The organism is Hymenobacter segetis, from assembly GCF_038448715.1.
In the GTDB taxonomy this organism is placed as follows: Bacteria; Bacteroidota; Bacteroidia; order Cytophagales; family Hymenobacteraceae; genus Hymenobacter; species Hymenobacter segetis.
In genome coordinates this window covers 1-15,638 of the sequence record NZ_JBCEVZ010000094.1, presented here as the reverse complement: position 1 = coordinate 15,638, position 15,638 = coordinate 1, and the positions used below count along the sequence as shown (strand labels likewise).

General features: G+C 62.6%; 8 protein-coding genes. 5 read left to right on the top strand and 3 right to left on the bottom strand.

What is annotated here, in order from left to right; all coding sequences use genetic code 11:
* Positions 1 to 414, top strand: a 414-nt coding sequence (locus tag AAFH49_RS21305; protein ID WP_342301378.1) for a hypothetical protein, incomplete at its 5' end; no start/stop codon positions are given.
* A gap of 42 nt (positions 415 to 456) precedes the next feature.
* Here the strand turns inward: AAFH49_RS21305 and AAFH49_RS21300 are convergent.
* The 3 genes from AAFH49_RS21300 to AAFH49_RS21290 form a co-directional block, all read right to left on the bottom strand.
* Complete coding sequence (locus tag AAFH49_RS21300) at positions 457 to 1,698, bottom strand: DUF2264 domain-containing protein (RefSeq protein ID WP_342301375.1); 1,242 nt, start codon at positions 1,696 to 1,698, stop codon at positions 457 to 459.
* 27 nt (positions 1,699 to 1,725) lie between these two features.
* Positions 1,726 to 2,847, bottom strand: a complete 1,122-nt coding sequence (locus AAFH49_RS21295; protein ID WP_342301374.1) for a glycoside hydrolase family 88/105 protein — start codon at positions 2,845 to 2,847, stop codon at positions 1,726 to 1,728.
* 190 nt (positions 2,848 to 3,037) lie between these two features.
* Positions 3,038 to 7,324, bottom strand: coding sequence for a hybrid sensor histidine kinase/response regulator transcription factor (locus AAFH49_RS21290; RefSeq protein WP_342301372.1), 4,287 nt, complete (start codon positions 7,322 to 7,324; stop codon positions 3,038 to 3,040).
* A gap of 344 nt (positions 7,325 to 7,668) precedes the next feature.
* Here AAFH49_RS21290 and AAFH49_RS21285 point away from each other — a divergent pair, with 344 nt between their 5' ends.
* The 4 genes from AAFH49_RS21285 (at position 7,669) to AAFH49_RS21270 (ending at position 15,614) form a co-directional block, all read left to right on the top strand.
* A complete protein-coding gene (locus AAFH49_RS21285) occupies positions 7,669 to 9,543 on the top strand; it encodes a glycoside hydrolase family 35 protein (RefSeq protein ID WP_342301370.1) in 1,875 nt (624 codons plus the stop codon).
* Positions 9,544 to 9,545: 2 nt separating this feature from the next.
* On the top strand, positions 9,546 to 10,703 hold the full coding sequence (locus AAFH49_RS21280; RefSeq protein WP_342301369.1) for a glycoside hydrolase family 43 protein: 1,158 nt from the start codon (positions 9,546 to 9,548) through the stop codon (positions 10,701 to 10,703).
* A 259-nt stretch (positions 10,704 to 10,962) separates the two neighbouring features.
* Positions 10,963 to 14,001 carry a SusC/RagA family TonB-linked outer membrane protein gene (locus tag AAFH49_RS21275; RefSeq protein WP_342301368.1) on the top strand — a complete coding sequence of 1,013 codons (3,039 nt, stop codon included), beginning with the start codon at positions 10,963 to 10,965 and terminating at the stop codon, positions 13,999 to 14,001.
* 32 nt (positions 14,002 to 14,033) lie between these two features.
* The gene (locus AAFH49_RS21270; protein WP_342301366.1) at positions 14,034 to 15,614 is read left to right on the top strand and encodes a RagB/SusD family nutrient uptake outer membrane protein; all 1,581 of its coding nucleotides are present in this window, start codon (positions 14,034 to 14,036) and stop codon (positions 15,612 to 15,614) included.
* The last annotated feature ends 24 nt before the right edge of the window (positions 15,615 to 15,638 follow it).

Here is a 15,638-nt window from a genome sequence, read left to right as displayed (position 1 = left end):
ATATTCCTGCCCACGCCGCCCGCCGGTTTCTTCCTGCCCGCCGACTTCTGCCTGGGCGATGAGGCCGCCACCGACCCCGCCGTTCGCTCCCGGATGGCCCACTCAGAAAGCCTCCTGAAAGGTCCAACGGTGCAGGAAGTGCGCATCGTCGGCACCAGCGCTGACCGCGACGAGCGGTTTGCCGAAACGGCCTTCGCCATCGTGCACGCCTGTGACGTGCTGCTCGTGGCCTGCACCCAAGCCGACTACAACGCGGCCCTCAACCTGGATTCGACTGCCCCGCTGGCCCGCGGCGGCTCGGCCGAGACGTTGCAGTACGCCCACGCCGAACATAAACCGGCCATCGTACTGCTGGTGGATGCACCGGGGACGACTGCGCGGCTGCCCATCAAGCTGGTGAAGCCGCTGGCTTAGTAGAAAGACATGGCGCGAGCTTACCGTGCTTGCCAGCCGGCCTCACAGCGCGTGGTCAGTCTTCACATCCTGGCCCGACCAGATTTGGCGGGCAGTCCAGTCTTGCGCCGGGCTGGTCCAGAATGGGTCGCTCGCAGGCAGCCCCAGCGGCAGAAAGGCGGTGGTGCATAGGTACAGGCTGCCTGTCGAAATGTAGGTTTCGCCGATGCCCGGCTGGTGCCCGCACAGCCCGATTTGCAGCCAGCCCTGCGCGTCGAACGTGCCTTTGGGCTCCATCGTGCGGCGAATAACGGCCGTGAGGGCGCTACGCACCTGCCCGGCGGGCAGCTCAGCCGGCAATAATTGCTGCAAACTGACCTGGGCCAGATGTTGAAAGGCCCCGCAGCGGTACGCCAGCGAGCGCCCGAAGGCCGCAAATGAGCCATCGGGGCCAATCAGCCGCTCCTGCACGGCGGCGTAGCGCCGGGCACGGGCCTGGAGGCGCTCCAGCAGCTCCTTGTTTTCCTTGCCGGCCGCTACCAGCGTGCCCACCACATCCAGCAGCATGGGCTGGATGACGTAGCTGTTGTAGTAGTCCCAGTGAAAATCGGGGCCGTCGCCGTAGGTGCCGTCGCCCTTGTACCAGGTCTGGTGCTCCTTGATGGCGTAGTCCATCCGCATCAGGTCGCCGCTGCCCGTGAATTTGAGCAATGCCGCCTCAATGATGCCGCTGAAAAGCAGCCAGTTGCTATACACCGGCTTGATAACGCGGCTGCTTTGCAGTGCCTGCACCAGTTGCTGCTGCGTGGCAGCGGGCAGCTTCTCCCATAGCTGCGTAGGTGCCCGCAGTAGCGCGTGAGCCAGGAAAGCCGCATCCACCACGGGCTGGCCACCCTGCGTAAAGTTCAGAAAACCGGGCGACTGCGGGTCCACGGCGTGGGCGATGGACTGGCGGGCCTGTTCGGCGGCGCGCTGCTGGCGGGCTTGCTCGGCGGCCGGCACGTCGGCCAGTTCCAGCCAGGGGGCCAGACCGGCCAGGGTGCGGCCCAGCGCTTCGAGGTGCGTGACGCGGCGGCGGCCGTCCTGCTGCCCGGCGGCCGATTCCACGGGCATGGCCGTTTTAAGCGTGCCTTCGGCGCCGGCTTTCAGAACCGGCTCTACGATGCGCAGCAAAATTGTCATCCAATAGTCGCGGTCGGCCACTGGTTTGGGGGGCAGCGTGGCCTCGATGGGCCGCGCCACCGCTGGCAGCGAAAGCGCCGACAGGCCGGCCCCAACTCCGGTAATAAATGAGCGTCGCTTCATAGGTAGCAGGGCTGGAAGGGCGCTAAATCAACGCTTGAGCTTGATAACTTCCGAGCCGGCCAGCAGGAAGGCCCCGGTGCCGTACACTTCCCAGCTCTCGGCCGAAAAGTCGCGGCGTGGGTCGGCCCCGATGGGCTGCACCCAGCCCACGCGGCCTTCGGGCGATACCACTTTATTGAGCGCTACCCAGGCTTTTTGCACGGCGGGCAGGTAGGTGGCCTGGTCGAGAATGCCGTTGTTGATGCCCCAGGCCATGGCGTAGGTGTCGAACCCCGAGCCTGAGGTTTCGCCGCCGGGGTAGGCGGCCGGGTCGAGCAGGCTGGAGCGCCACAAGCCGTCGGGCTGCTGCAGCTGCACCAGCCGGGCGCTCATTTCTTTGAACAAATTCACGTAGAACGGCCGCGTGGGGTGGTTTGCGGGCAATTCCTGGAGAATCTGGACCAGGCCGCCCATCACCCAGCCATTGCCCCGGCTCCAGAAAATACGCTGGCCGTTGCTCTCCTTTTTGCCCTCGCCGGCTTCGCTCCACAGATAAGAGGCATCGCGCGAAAACAGGTGCTCCTGATGGTTGAACAGCCGCCGGTAAGTTTGCTGATACAGCGTGTCGCTCAGTGCCACGTATTTGGGCTGGTTATCCAGCAAACCCAGCTTCACCAGCACGGGCGGACCCATAAAAAGGGCGTCGCACCACCACCAGGCAATGCCGTTTTTCGCCACTTCCGGGCCAGGCACGGTGCGGAATTTCTCCACCACGGCCAGGGTGGGCTCAATCATGCGCCGGTCCTTTTTCAGGCGGTAGAGGTTGAGGTAGGTCTGGCAGATGACAATGTCGTCGGCGTGGTCGTAGCGGCGGTCGGGCTGCCATTTGGTGCGCTCGCCCATGGCCATGAGCGAGTCGAGAATCAGCTTCGACTTGGTGGTCTGGTACGCAGCAAACACGCCGGAGTAGAACGCGCCGTTGGTCCAGTCGGTGACCTTATGCTTGGGGTGCGCCAGCTGCCACTTGGTGGCTTTCAGCAACTGCTGCTTGATGAACTTGGGCTTGAAAACGGCCTTGTCGGCGGCAGTCATTTCTTGGGCGTGGCCGGCGCGGCCGAGGCCCAGGGCCAGCAGCAGCCCGCAGGCCAGCGGACGAAGAGAAAGGAGCATATGGGTGGGGCGGGGGAGTGAGGCCGGCTGGATTTGGCGGCGGCGAAATCTGACCGCAATACTAGGGTGCCACGTCGGGATTTGGCGGGGACGTTTTGGGAGATTAGAGGGGCGGTTTTCGTCTGGGGGTTTGGAGGAGTGCTGATTATCAAGTGGGACGTGATGCGGTATGCACCCTGACGCCGCCACCTCACCCCACCGCTTCCGCCGACGCAGCTTCCCGGCCCTGCCGGTGCTGCTTGGCATATTCGGAAGGCGACACGTTATAGATTTTTTGGAACGCCTTGCGGAAATACTTCGCGTCCTCAATACCCACCTCAAAGGCTATTTCTGACACACGCATCTGGGTTTGGGCCAGGAGTTGGGCGGCGCGTTTCATCCGCACGTCGCGGATAAATTCCACGGCCGTCTGGCCTGTGATGCTCTTGATGCGGCGGTAGAAAACCGACTGGCTCATGGCCATTTCCTTCACCAGTACCTGCACGCTGAACTCGGAGTTGTCGAGGTTCTGCTCCACCACGGCCATGGCCTGTTCCAGAAATTGCCGGTCGGCATCGGCCACCACAATTTCAGTAGGCTCCAACAGGATGTGGCGCTGGTAGTATTCGTGCAGCTTGCGGCGGTTGCGCAGCAGAGTGCTGGCTTTGGCTTGCAAGATGCTGGGATTGAAGGGCTTGCTCATGTACTCATCGGCCCCCATGCCGAGGCCTTCGAGCTCGTGGGTTTCGGCTGTGCGGGCCGTGAGCAGCAGCACCGGGATGTGCGCCGTTTTGGGGTGCTGCTTGATTTTCTGGCACAGCTCCAGCCCGTCGCTGCGCGGCATCATCACGTCCGAGATGATGAGGTCGGGTAGCTGGGCCAAGGCCTTGTCCCAGCCTTCTAGGCCGTCTTCGGCGGTCAGGACTTCGTATTCGCTATCAAACAGTTGGTGCAGGTAGGTGCGTAGCTCGTCGTTGTCTTCCACCACCAGTAGGCGCGGCAGGCGGGCGGTGGCGGGCTCAATTTCGGTTAGCTCCGGCTCAGTTAATGGGGCAGTTTCGGATTCGATTTCGGCGGGCAACGGGGCCAACTCGGCCGGGCTGGCATCCGGCATAGTCTCCTCATTCTGAATGTCTTCGGGTTGTAAATGCTGCCGGCCGAAGGGCAGGCGTAGCTCAAACGTGGTGCCCAGCCCTTCGCCGCTGGAAGCGGTGAGCGTGCCACCGTGCCGCTCAGCAAACTGCCGGGCCAATGACAGGCCGATGCCCGTGCCCGTCATGCGCAGCGTGTTGGTATGCGAGGCCTGATAATAGGGGTCGAAGATGCGCTCCAACTCGTAGTATTTGACGCCCACGCCGTTGTCGGCTACCGTGATTTTCAGGTAATTGCCCGTGAGGCGGCCCTTGGTGTACACAGCCTCGCCACCGGGGTTTCCCACCGGCGTGGCGGCCAGTTCCACCCGGCCGTTGGGGCGGGTGTACTTGAAAGCGTTGGCCAGCAGGTTGGTAAGGATGATTTCCAGCTTGCTGCGGTCGAAGTAGAGCGGCACGGGGTCAGTGGGCAGGTCGAGCACGTAGCGTACGCCCCGCTCCTCGGCCTTGAGGCGGAAGGTGGCGTAGAGGTCGGTGATAAACTGCACGGTATCAGCGTAGCTGGCGCGCAGGGGCACGTTGCCGGTTTCAACTTTGCGGAAGTCGAGCAGCTGGTTTACCAAGTCGAGCAGCTTGCGGGTTTGCTTGTGCATAAGGCCCACTTTGTCGCGCAGGTTGGGCACCGGGCCGGGGCTGCTCATTATCTCCTCCATCGGCCCCAGTATCAGGGTTAACGGCGTGCGCAGCTCGTGCGAAACGTTGGTGAAAAAGCCCAGCTTGAGGCCGGTCAGCTCCTTCTCCTTCTCAGTCTGAAACTGCTCCAGCGCCACCCGGTTTTTTAGCTTCTGCTGAGCAATTTCGATGCGGCGGTACAGCGCCAGCCCGCCCAGCAGCACCAGGGCATAAAGGCCATACGCCCAGCCGGTTTTGTACCACGGTGCGCGCACATCGAACTGCATGGTGGCGGCTTTTTTCGACCACGCGCCCTCGCCGTTGCTGGCCTTCACCTCAAACGTGTACTGGCCCGGCGGCAGGTTGGCGAAGCTGGCCGTGCGCTGGCCGGGGGCCGGGTACACCCAATCCGGGTTGTAGCCCACCAGCCGGTAGGCGTAGCGGTTTTTCTGCGGGTTGGCGTAGTTCAGCCCCACAAATTCCACCGAAAAGTCATTCTCCGAAGCCCGGATGGTCACCGTTTGGGGAGTCGACAAGGGCTGAGGCAGAACGATATGGCCGTTGAAGGGCTTGCCCACGGCCACGGGCTGGTTGGCAATGCGCAGGCCCGTGAGCTGCACTACCGGCGCGTAAGGATTGGGCTGAATGGCGTGCGGCTGGAAGTAGCTGATGCCGTTGATGCCCCCGAAATACAGCGTGCCGTCCTGCGCCCGGGCGGCGGCCCCAATCTTGAAGGCGTTGCTTTGCAGGCCGTCGGCCACGTCGTAGCGCAGGTAGCTTTTGGTGGCCGGCGTGAAGCGGTAGAGGCCGGTACCCCCAATCCAGAGGTGACCCTCATCATCGGCCAGGATGCTTTCCACGTCGGTTTCGGGCAGATACTTGGCGAGGCTGCGCACCGTTTCGCGGCCCCGCGCATCGGCGGTGAGCTGGTGCAGGCCGCCGCCGATGGTGCCAATCCAGAGGGTGCCGTGCTCATCAAGCAGTAGCGGCCATATGTAGTTCACACGCAGGCCGTCGGCCGAACTCGGCGTGGCTTTGAACTGCTTGAGCAGCACCAAAGAATCAGCCGTGACGCGCAGTTTCAGCAGGCCCGCATCCACGGTGCTGGCCCAGAGCACGTCCTGGCGGCGGTCGTAGAGCAGGTAGGTAAACTGGTCGGTGGGCAAAGCGCTGTGGCCCTTGCGGTACGCGCCGAGAAACTTGCCCTCGGGGCTAAGGCGCACCAGGCCGGCCGTGAACGTGGCCGCCCACAGCGTGCCAAACCGGTCCTCAGCCATGGCCTCCACGCTGGCGCTGGTCAGGTCGGGGCCGTTGGGCAGCTGGCCGTAGGTGCGCAGGGTTTCGCGGCCGCCGCTGCGCGTGAGGCTGCTGAGTCCGTTGGTGCGCGTGCCAAACCAGAGGGTGCCGTTGCGGGTCTGGAAAGTGGAGGCCACATCGACACCGCGGGTCGCGCCGGCCCACTGCTGGTTGAGGTAGCTGTGGGTGGTGTGGTGGGCTAAGTCGTAGCCATACACCCCGTTGCGGGTGCCCGACCACAGAGTGTTGCGCCCCTCCTCCTTATAAACGGTGTTGATATAGTTGTTAGCCAGCGTGGAGCCGCCTGCCAGCTGCTGGCGCAGCCGCCCAAACGGCTTCTGCCGCAGGTCCACCTTATTCAGCCCACCTGCTGATGCACACAGCCACATTATCTGGTTGCGGTCCTCAAAAATCTGGTGAATACGCTCCGAGTTGATGCCGAAAGGCTCATTATCCTGCGGCAGCAGCAGGGTGGGGGCGGGGCGCAGCGGCGGGGCCGTGCCGGTCACGGCCCCCGCCTCCCACACGTACAGGCCATAAATAGTGCCTACCCAAAGCCGTCCAAACGAGTCCAGATTCAGGGCTTGCAGAACAGGGTAGGTTTGCGGCTGCGGGTGGGCGCGTAGCTCGCGCACGGTGCGGCGGTTGGCCGCGCTCACCCACAGCACCTGCTGGTCGGCCCCAATCCAGAGGTCGCCGCGGTGGTCGATGTGCAGCACGCGCACCGGCTGATTTAGCTCAGTGGGCTCAGCCATCAGGTCTTGGTTTTCAGGCCGAATCACGCGCAGGCCGTGGTTGAAGGTGCCCACCCAGACCTTGCCTTCCGCATCGGTGGCCAGGCTGGTTACATTGTATTGCTCAGCGGGTTTGCTGGCTGGCGGCGGCACCTGGCGCAGTTCGCGGAGGTGGCCCTGTTGGTCAAAATTCAGCATAAACAGCCCCTCGGTGGGAGTGCCGGCCCAGAGCCGGCCCTGCTTATCTGAAGCCAGCGCGGCGATGCTGCACTGCGACAGGCGTTGCATCAGCGGGCGAAAAGCTGCTGGTACCTGCTGCTCGTTGTAGTTCAGCAGACGGTCGGCGGCGGCATCGTAGAGGCCCAGGCCGGCACGCTCGGTGCCGGCCCACAGGCGGCCATCGGGGGCCACGTGCAGGGCCTTGATGCGGTTGCCCGACACGCCGTTGTGCGGATTGATGGGCAGCATGTACTGCTTGAGGTGGTAGCCGTCGTAGCGGTCGATGCCCCGGTTGGTGCCCACCCAGATGAAGCCGGCGCGGTCCTGAGCCACGGCCATGCCGTCGGAGTGCGACAGGCCCTGGTCCACGGTCAGGTGCTCGAAGCGGAAGGCGCTGGGCGCTACGTCCTGGGCCTGCGCACTTATCCCCAAGAGCAGAAAGAAAAGAAAGCGGAAAGCCCACTTGAGGGCGTGTGAAGCCTGCATGTTTGGGTGGGATTTAGATGCAGAAAGAAGGAGGCCGGAAACTGTAAACGGACAACTTAGGGGGTGGCTGATTTACTCAGACTGCTCCCAAGTTGCCCGGCAAGGTAACCGTTTTGTAATCGGATTGCATCCTGTGCTTTCCAGGAAAGCTGAGGGTATGTTTTTATGGTTCGGGAGCCAATTACACCCGCCTTTTTAACGAAAATACCCCCCGGCACCCGTGTAACCCGCCGGTAGTTTTGCCTTCGCAATCATCCCTAAAAGGCTCAATAGCATACGGGATGTGGAGTGCGGGGTCGTACCCTACTCTAAACGGAAAGCCTACCCAATTAACAATACCGAACGTGCCCACCCTTTCCTCGTTTTCCCGTCAACTGTTGCCCCTGCTGATTGTGGCCGGCTTGGGCCTGGCCGGTGCGCCACCCAATCCGCCAGCCGCCCACACCTTCGGCCTTTCCGCCGATAATTTCATGCTGGATGGCAAGCCATTTCAGATGATTTCGGGCGAGCTGCACTACCCGCGCATTCCCCGCGAGGCCTGGCGTGCCCGCCTCAAAATGGCCAAAGCCATGGGTCTGAATACGGTAGGCACCTATGTGTTCTGGAACGCGCACGAGCCCCAGCCGGGTAAGTATGACTTCACGGGCAATAACGACGTGGCCGCCTTCGTGAAGATGGCTCAGGAGGAAGGCCTCTGGGTGGTGCTGCGCCCCAGCCCCTACGTGTGCGCCGAGTGGGAATTCGGCGGCTACCCCTACTGGCTCCAGAATGTGCCCGGCCTGAAAGTGCGCAGCCAGGAGCCGCAGTACGTGGCCGCTTACCGGCGCTACCTGCAGGCCGTGGCCAAGCAGCTGGCCCCGCTGCAAGTCAACCACGGCGGCCCCATCCTGATGGTGCAGGTGGAAAACGAGTACGGCTCCTACGGCTCGGACAAAGCCTACCTGGCCTCGAATAAGAAGATGTTTGAGGAAGTCGGTTTCGATGGCCTGCTCTACACCTGCGACCCCGTGAAGGATGTGGCTGCCGGCCACCTCGACGGCCTGCTACCCGCCGTTAACGGCACCGATAAGCCGCGCCAAATCAGGCAGCTGGTGAATGCTAACCACGGCGGCAAAGGCCCCTACTACGTGGCCGAATGGTACCCGGCGTGGTTCGACTGGTGGGGCGCACCGCACCACACCGTGCCCGCCAGCAAGTACACGCCCGGCCTCGATTCGGTGCTGAAAGCCGGTATGTCCATCAACATGTACATGTTCCATGGCGGCAGCACGCGCGGCTTCATGAACGGGGCCAACTACAAGGGCGACAGCTCGCACTACGAGCCTCAGGTGAGCAGCTACGACTACGACGCGCCCCTCGATGAAGCTGGCAATGCCACGCCCAAGTTTCTGGCCTTTAGAGAAGTGATTGCCAAATATCGGCCCGCCAGGCAGCCGCTGCCGCCCGTGCCCGCCGCCCGCCCCAGCGCTGCCCTGCCGGCCCTGCAACTCACCAAAGCCGTGAGCCTGCTCGACCGCCTGCCCGCGCCCGTAGCCAGCGCCACGCCCCTCACCTTTGAGGCCCTGAAACAGGCCTATGGCTTCGTGCTCTACCGAGCCACTGTGCCCGGCGGCGGCACCAAAATTCTGAAGCTGAATGACCTGCGCGACTACGCGGTAATCATGGTGAACGGCCAGCGCGTGGGCACACTCGACCGCCGCCTGCGGCAGGACCAGCTGAAATTGACCCTGCCCGCCGGCCCGGCGCAGCTCGATATTCTGGTGGAAAACATGGGCCGCGTCAACTTCGGCGAATACCTGCTCCAGAATACCAAAGGCATCACCAAAAGCGTACAGCTGGACGGCAAGGAGCTGAAGGACTGGCGCATGTACGGCCTACCCTTCGACCAAGCCCCGGCCGTGGCCAAAGCCGCCGCAGCCGCTCCGGCCGCCAGCAGCGGGCCGGTGCTGCGCTCGGCCACCTTCACCGTTGCCCAGCCCGTGGACACCTACCTCGACCTGCGCAGCTGGGGCAAGGGCAGCGTGTGGGTGAACGGCCACAACCTGGGCCGCTACTGGGCCATCGGCCCGCAGCAAACCCTCTACGTGCCCGCCGAATGGCTGAAAAAAGGAGCCAATGAAATCACAGTGCTGGAGCTGCTCAAGCCCCGGCAGACGGCGCTGCCATTTCTCAATTATTCCATCCTCAGTGAGTTGCAGCCGGCAGCGGCTAGCCTCTAGTTATGAAAAAGTCTCTCCTGATAACCGCGTTGCTGGCGGTGGCCGGCCTGGCTCAGGCGCAGCAGCGCACGGCTTTCGAGCCGGGCAAGGTGTGGCCCGACAACAAAGGCACGCACCTGAACGCCCACGGCGCGGGCGTGCTCTATGATAAAGGCCGCTACTACCTGTTTGGCGAACACAAGATTGTGGGGCCGAAGGGCAATAGCGCCCAGGTGGGCGTGCACTGCTACTCCTCCAAAGACCTGTACAACTGGACCGATGAGGGCATTGCCCTGGCGGTGGCGCCCGCCGGCTCGGGCTCCGAAATCGAGCAGGGCAGCATCATCGAGCGGCCCAAGGTGGTGTTCAATAAGCAGACCGGCAAGTACGTGATGTGGTTCCACCTGGAGCTGAAAGGCAAGGGCTACGCCGCCGCCCGCACCGCCGTGGCCGTGAGCGACAAAGCCACCGGCCCGTTCCGCTACGTGCGCTCCTACCGCCCCGGCGCGGGCCAGTGGCCGCTGGGCTTCAACCCAGAATGGAAAAAGCCCGTGCCCAACGAGGCCAGCCTGAAAGGGTGGACCCCTGAGTGGAAAAAAGCCGTGGCTGAGGGTCTGTTTGTGCGGCGCGATTTCGAGCCCGGCCAGATGGCCCGCGACATGACCATCTTCGTGGATGACGACGGCAAGGCCTACAACATCCATTCCTCCGAAGAAAACCTGACGCTGCATGTAGCCGAGCTGACGGCTGATTACCAGGGCTTCACGGGACGCTGGAATACCATTGCGCCGGCCGGGCACAACGAGGCCCCGGCCATCTGCAAGCGCGGCGGCAAGTACTACCTCATCACCTCCGGTTGCACCGGCTGGGCGCCCAATGCGGCGCGTTCTTTCGTGGCCTCGTCCATCTGGGGGCCGTGGCAGCAGCTGGACAATCCGGCCACCGGCCCCGACGCCGACTCCACCTACCACTCGCAGAGCACTTACCTGCTGCCGGTGGCGGGCCGCAAGGATGCCTTCATTTTCATGGCCGACCGCTGGACGCCGAAGAACCCCATCGACGGCGGCTACATATGGCTGCCGCTGCGCTTCGAGGGCGACCAGCCCCGCCTGCAATGGGCCGACCGCTGGAACCTGAGCGCGTTCGATGCGGCCGGTGCAAAACGGGGCGTCAATCCTTAGCTTGGAAGACCGCAATTCAGCGGTCTGGAAGGCCAATCCCTACTGTTAATAATATAAGTATCATGTTATTAATACAATGGTTGAATTTCCACAATCGATTGTCTGGCTTGGAGGACCAATTAGACCCCCTTTTTTGCCTAAAAACACCCCGGATTCTGCTTAAACAGCCCGGTACTTTTACCTCAGAAAACAACTCCTGAGATTCTCACAAATTCCCACCCCGGGCAGCCTTCGCCAGTTGCCTTTTTCCCTAAATCATATGCAGGCAAAACTTTTACTCCTCTGTGGAGCGCTGCCCCTCGCCGCGCTCCAACCCACTGCCAGCCGGGCCGAGGCTCCGCTGGCGGCCCACGGGCTGGCCGCGCCGGCGGCCGAGGGCACCATCTCCGGCACCGTGCTCGATGAGAAGGGCGCGGGCCTGCCCGGCGTGACGGTGGTGCTGAAAGGCACGACCACCGGCACCAGCACCGACGGCAATGGCGGCTTCACGCTGGCCATTCCCGAGGGCACGGCTTCGCCCACGCTGGTCATTTCTTTCGTGGGCTACGTGAAGCAGGAAATCGTGGTGGGCAGCCAAACGAAGATTACCGTGAAGCTGGCCCCCGATACCCAGGACCTGAGCGAAGTGGTGGTGGTGGGCTACGGTACCCAGAAACGCTCCGACGTGACGGGCTCGGTGGTGTCGGTGCCGCAGGACCGGCTGGAGAAGCTGCCGGTGGCCAACGTGGCCCAGGCCCTGCAAGGCGCGGTGGCCGGCGTGCAGGTCACGAGCGGCTCGGGGGTGCCGGGCTCGCAGTCCAGCATCCAGATTCGGGGGGTGCGTTCGATTACGGCCAATACCGACCCGTATCTGATTGTGGACGGGCTGCCGTTTGCGGGCAACCTGAATGACATCAATACCAACGACATTGCCTCGATTGAGATTCTGAAAGATGCTTCTTCGACAGCCATTTATGGTACGAAGGGCTCCAACGGCGTTATCCTGGTGACCACCAAGCGCGGCAAAACCGGCAAGCCCCAGATTCGCTACGCGGGCTACGCCGGGCCGGAGTACATGGTGGACAAGCTGCACCCGCTGAACGGGCCCGAATTCGCGGCGAAATACGAGGAGTTTACCCGGCAGCGGGGCATCACCTTCGGCCACGTGCCCAACCTGAGCGAGGTAGATAACTACAACGCCGGCCGCACCGTGGATTGGATGGACCTGATTAAACAGCAGGGCTTTATCCAGGACCACAACGTGTCGATTTCGGGCGGCAACGACGACGTGAAGTACTTCGTGTCGGGTGACTATTTCAAGCAGCAGGGCATCATCAAAGGGTATCAGTACCAGCGCATCAGCTTCCGGACGAACATTGATGCCAACCTGACCAACTGGCTGCGCGTGGGCACCTCGGCCTTCTATGCCAACAACGACGACGGCGGCGGCCGCGCCAACCTCAGCTCGGCCCAGATTGCCAGCCCCTACGGCAACGTGTACAACCCCGATGGCACCTACACCATTTTCCCGCAGCAGCCCGAGCAGCTCTTCAATAACCCGCTGATAGGCACTACCACTACGCGCGAAAGCCGCGTGAACCAGCTCACCGGCACGGGCTACCTGGAGGTGGCCCCCACCTTCCTGAGCGGCCTGAAATACCGCCTGAACGTGACCTACGGCTACCGCACCTACCGCTTCGCCAGCTACGTGGGTCGGCAGGGCGGCGACCTGCGCGGCTCGGCGGCGCTCGTGAACGAGGAGCGGCCCAACTACACGGTGGAGAACGTGTTGTCTTATAATAAAGACATTGATAAGCACCACGTTGACGTGACGCTGGTGCAAAGCGCCCAGCAGAACAAGTACTTCACGACTACGGAAAATGCCAGCGGCTTCATCAACGACCAGATTGGGTTCAACAGCATCGGCTCGGGCTCGAACACGCCCACGCTTGGCTCCTACAGCGAGATGCGCCGTCTGGAATCGCAGATGGCCCGCGTCAACTATTCCTATGACAGCCGCTACCTGTTCACGGCCACGGCCCGGCGCGACGGCTCCTCGGTATTCGGTGCTAACGCGGATAAATACGCTGTTTTTCCCTCGGTGGCAGTGGGCTGGAACGTGGCCAACGAAGCGTTTTTGAAGGATAATTCCATTCTGAACGTGCTGAAGCTGCGCTTTTCGTACGGCACCACCGGCAACGAAGGCATCAACCCTTACCAGACCATTACGGGCGGGGCCTTGCTGAACTACGCCTACGGCGGCGTGTCGGCGGTGGGCGTGCGGGCCAACAACATCGGCAACGCCAACCTGAAGTGGGAGCAAACCACCAGCGCCAACTACGCCATCGACTTTGGCCTGCTGAAAAACCGCATCACGGGTAGCCTCGAATACTACGATGCCACCACCAAGGACCTGCTGCTGGCCCGCCAGATTCCGGTTATCTCGGGCTACACCTCCATTCTCGACAACATTGGCCGGGTGCAGAATAAGGGCATCGAACTGACCCTGAATACGGTGAATATTCAGAAAGCGGATTTTAGCTGGTCGTCGGCCTTCAACATCTCGGCCAACCGCAACCGCCTGCTGGAGCTGGGCTACACCAGCACCGACGATATCGGCAACCGCCGCTTTCTGGGCCGGCCGCTGGGCGCCATCTATGATTACCGCAAGATTGGCGTGTGGCAGGTGGGCGAAGACCCCTCGCAGCAGGACCCCGGGGCCAAGCCCGGCGACCTAAAATTCGCGGACCTGAACGGCGACAAGAAAATTGACACCGCCGACCGCGAATACCAGGGCTCGACGCTGCCCGACTACACGGCCGGCCTCACCAACACCTTTACCTACAAGGGCCTGAGCCTGCGCGTGTTCCTGCAAACGGCCCAGGGCATCCTGAAAAACAACGGCATCCTGAACTTCGTGGACCTGGGCGGCCGCCTCAACACGCCGCAGGAAGTGGGCTACTGGACGCCCCAGAACGCCAGCCAGGACCGTCCCGGCCTGAACTTCTACAACAACCGCGGCTACCAGTACCCCAGCAACGCCAGCTACACCCGTCTCAAAGACGTGACGCTGAGCTACTCGCTGCCCACGTCGCTGACCGAGCGCCTGAAAATGGGCGGCGTGTCCGTGTACGTGAGCGGCCGCAACCTCTACACCTGGACCAAGTGGGTGGGCTGGGACCCCGAGCAGGGCTACACCCTGGGCAACGGCTCCGGCAACGTGGACAACCTGACTACCCTTGGCAACCCCGGCACCGGCTCGAACCCCAACTTCCCGCAGCTCAGAACCTTCGTGTTCGGCCTGAACCTGACGTTGTAATCCCATCCCACCCGCCTTACCGCTCCTGATATATGAAACGCATTGGATTAATGGGCCTGGCCCTGCTGGCAGCCGCCCAGCTGCTGAGCTCCTGTAAGAAAGATTTCCTCGACGAAGCCCCCAAGTCGCTCTACACGCCCCAAACGGTGCTGACCGATTCGCTGGGCTTTGAGGCCGCCATGGCCGGTCTGCAATCCGTGGTGCGCGAGCAGTACACCCGCTCTGATGAGCAAGGGCTGCTGGGCATGATGCAGCTCGGCACCGACGTGGCCATTCCCGGCCAGGTGCAGGGCGCCGAGATTCCCTACTACAACTACACCCTGCTGAACTCGCAGGACCAGGCCGCTGCCGTGATGTGGAGCTGGGCCTACCGCACCATCAACAACTGCAACCAGATTATTCAGGGGGCGGCTGCTGCACCGGCCACCCTGCGCCAGGGCTACAAGGACCGCATCAGCGGCGAGGCCCGCTTCTACCGCGCCTACGCCTACAACTTCCTGGTGACGCTCTGGGGCGACGTGCCGCTGATTGAGACGCCCGTGACTACGCCGCGCACCGACTTCACTCGCACGCCCATTGCAGCGGTGAATACGTTTATCATCAATGATTTGACCACGGCCATTCCCAAGCTGTTTCTGGCCAGCAAGGCGGCTTCGGGCCGCATCACGAAGGGCGCGGCCCAGCAATTGCTCGGCGAAGTGTACCTGCGCACCAACCAGGCCTCGCTGGCCGAAACGCAGCTTAAAGAGGTTATCAGCGGCGGCCAGTATAGCCTGATTAAGGCCCGCTACGGGGTGAAATCGACCCAGCCCGGCGACTACTTTTCCGATATGTTCATCATCGGCAACCAACGCCGCAACCAAGGGAATACCGAGTTGATTTGGGGCATTGAGCAGCAGCTGCTGATACCCGGCGGCACCACCAGCGCCCAGCAGCGCCGCGTGTGGGTGCCGGCCTATTACAACGTGAACGGCATGCTGCTGGTCGACTCCCTGGGCGGGCGTGGCCTGGGCCGCCTGCGCCTCAGCAACTGGGTCGATTACCGCCTGTACAACAACGGCCCCGACATGCGCAACTCGAAGTACAACATCAAGCGCCGCTTCTACTATAACAACCCCGCCGTGCCGGCCAAATTCGGCCAGCGCGTCACCGGCCTCACCGGCTCGGATACCATCTTCTTCATCACGCCCTACACCACCAAGTGGAACCAGTTTGACCCCACCGATACCTTCGGGTTCGGCACCATCAAAGACTTGCCCATGATGCGCCTGGGCGAAACCTACCTGCTGCTGGCCGAAGCCCAGGTGAAGCAGGGCAAGACGACTGATGCCGCCATCAGCATCAACGAGCTGCGCACCCGCGCCCAGGCTACTCCGGTCACCGCCGCCCAGATGACGCTCGATTTCATCCTCGACGAGCGCGCCCGCGAGTTGATAGGGGAGGAGCAGCGCCGCCTCACGCTGCTGCGCACCGGCACGCTCATCGACCGCGTGACGCGCCTGAACCCCGCCCCGGTTTCCGGCCTCACCACCAAAAAGCTGCTGCTGCCCATCCCGCAAACGTCTATTGACCTGAATGGTATGGCTACGCTGGGGCAGAATGACGGGTATTAAGCCGGAGTAGTAGAACGTCCAGGA

Bases quoted from the DNA above. Each gene is read 5' to 3' on its own strand.
- AAFH49_RS21300 (WP_342301375.1), bottom strand. From the start codon at position 1,698: ATGAAGCGACGCTCATTTATTACCGGAGTTGGGGCCGGCCTGTCGGCG.
- AAFH49_RS21295 (WP_342301374.1), bottom strand. From the start codon at position 2,847: ATGCTCCTTTCTCTTCGTCCGCTGGCCTGCGGGCTGCTGCTGGCCCTG.
- AAFH49_RS21290 (WP_342301372.1), bottom strand. From the start codon at position 7,324: ATGCAGGCTTCACACGCCCTCAAGTGGGCTTTCCGCTTTCTTTTCTTT.
- AAFH49_RS21280 (WP_342301369.1), top strand. From the start codon at position 9,546: ATGAAAAAGTCTCTCCTGATAACCGCGTTGCTGGCGGTGGCCGGCCTG.
- AAFH49_RS21275 (WP_342301368.1), top strand. From the start codon at position 10,963: ATGCAGGCAAAACTTTTACTCCTCTGTGGAGCGCTGCCCCTCGCCGCG.
- AAFH49_RS21270 (WP_342301366.1), top strand. From the start codon at position 14,034: ATGAAACGCATTGGATTAATGGGCCTGGCCCTGCTGGCAGCCGCCCAG.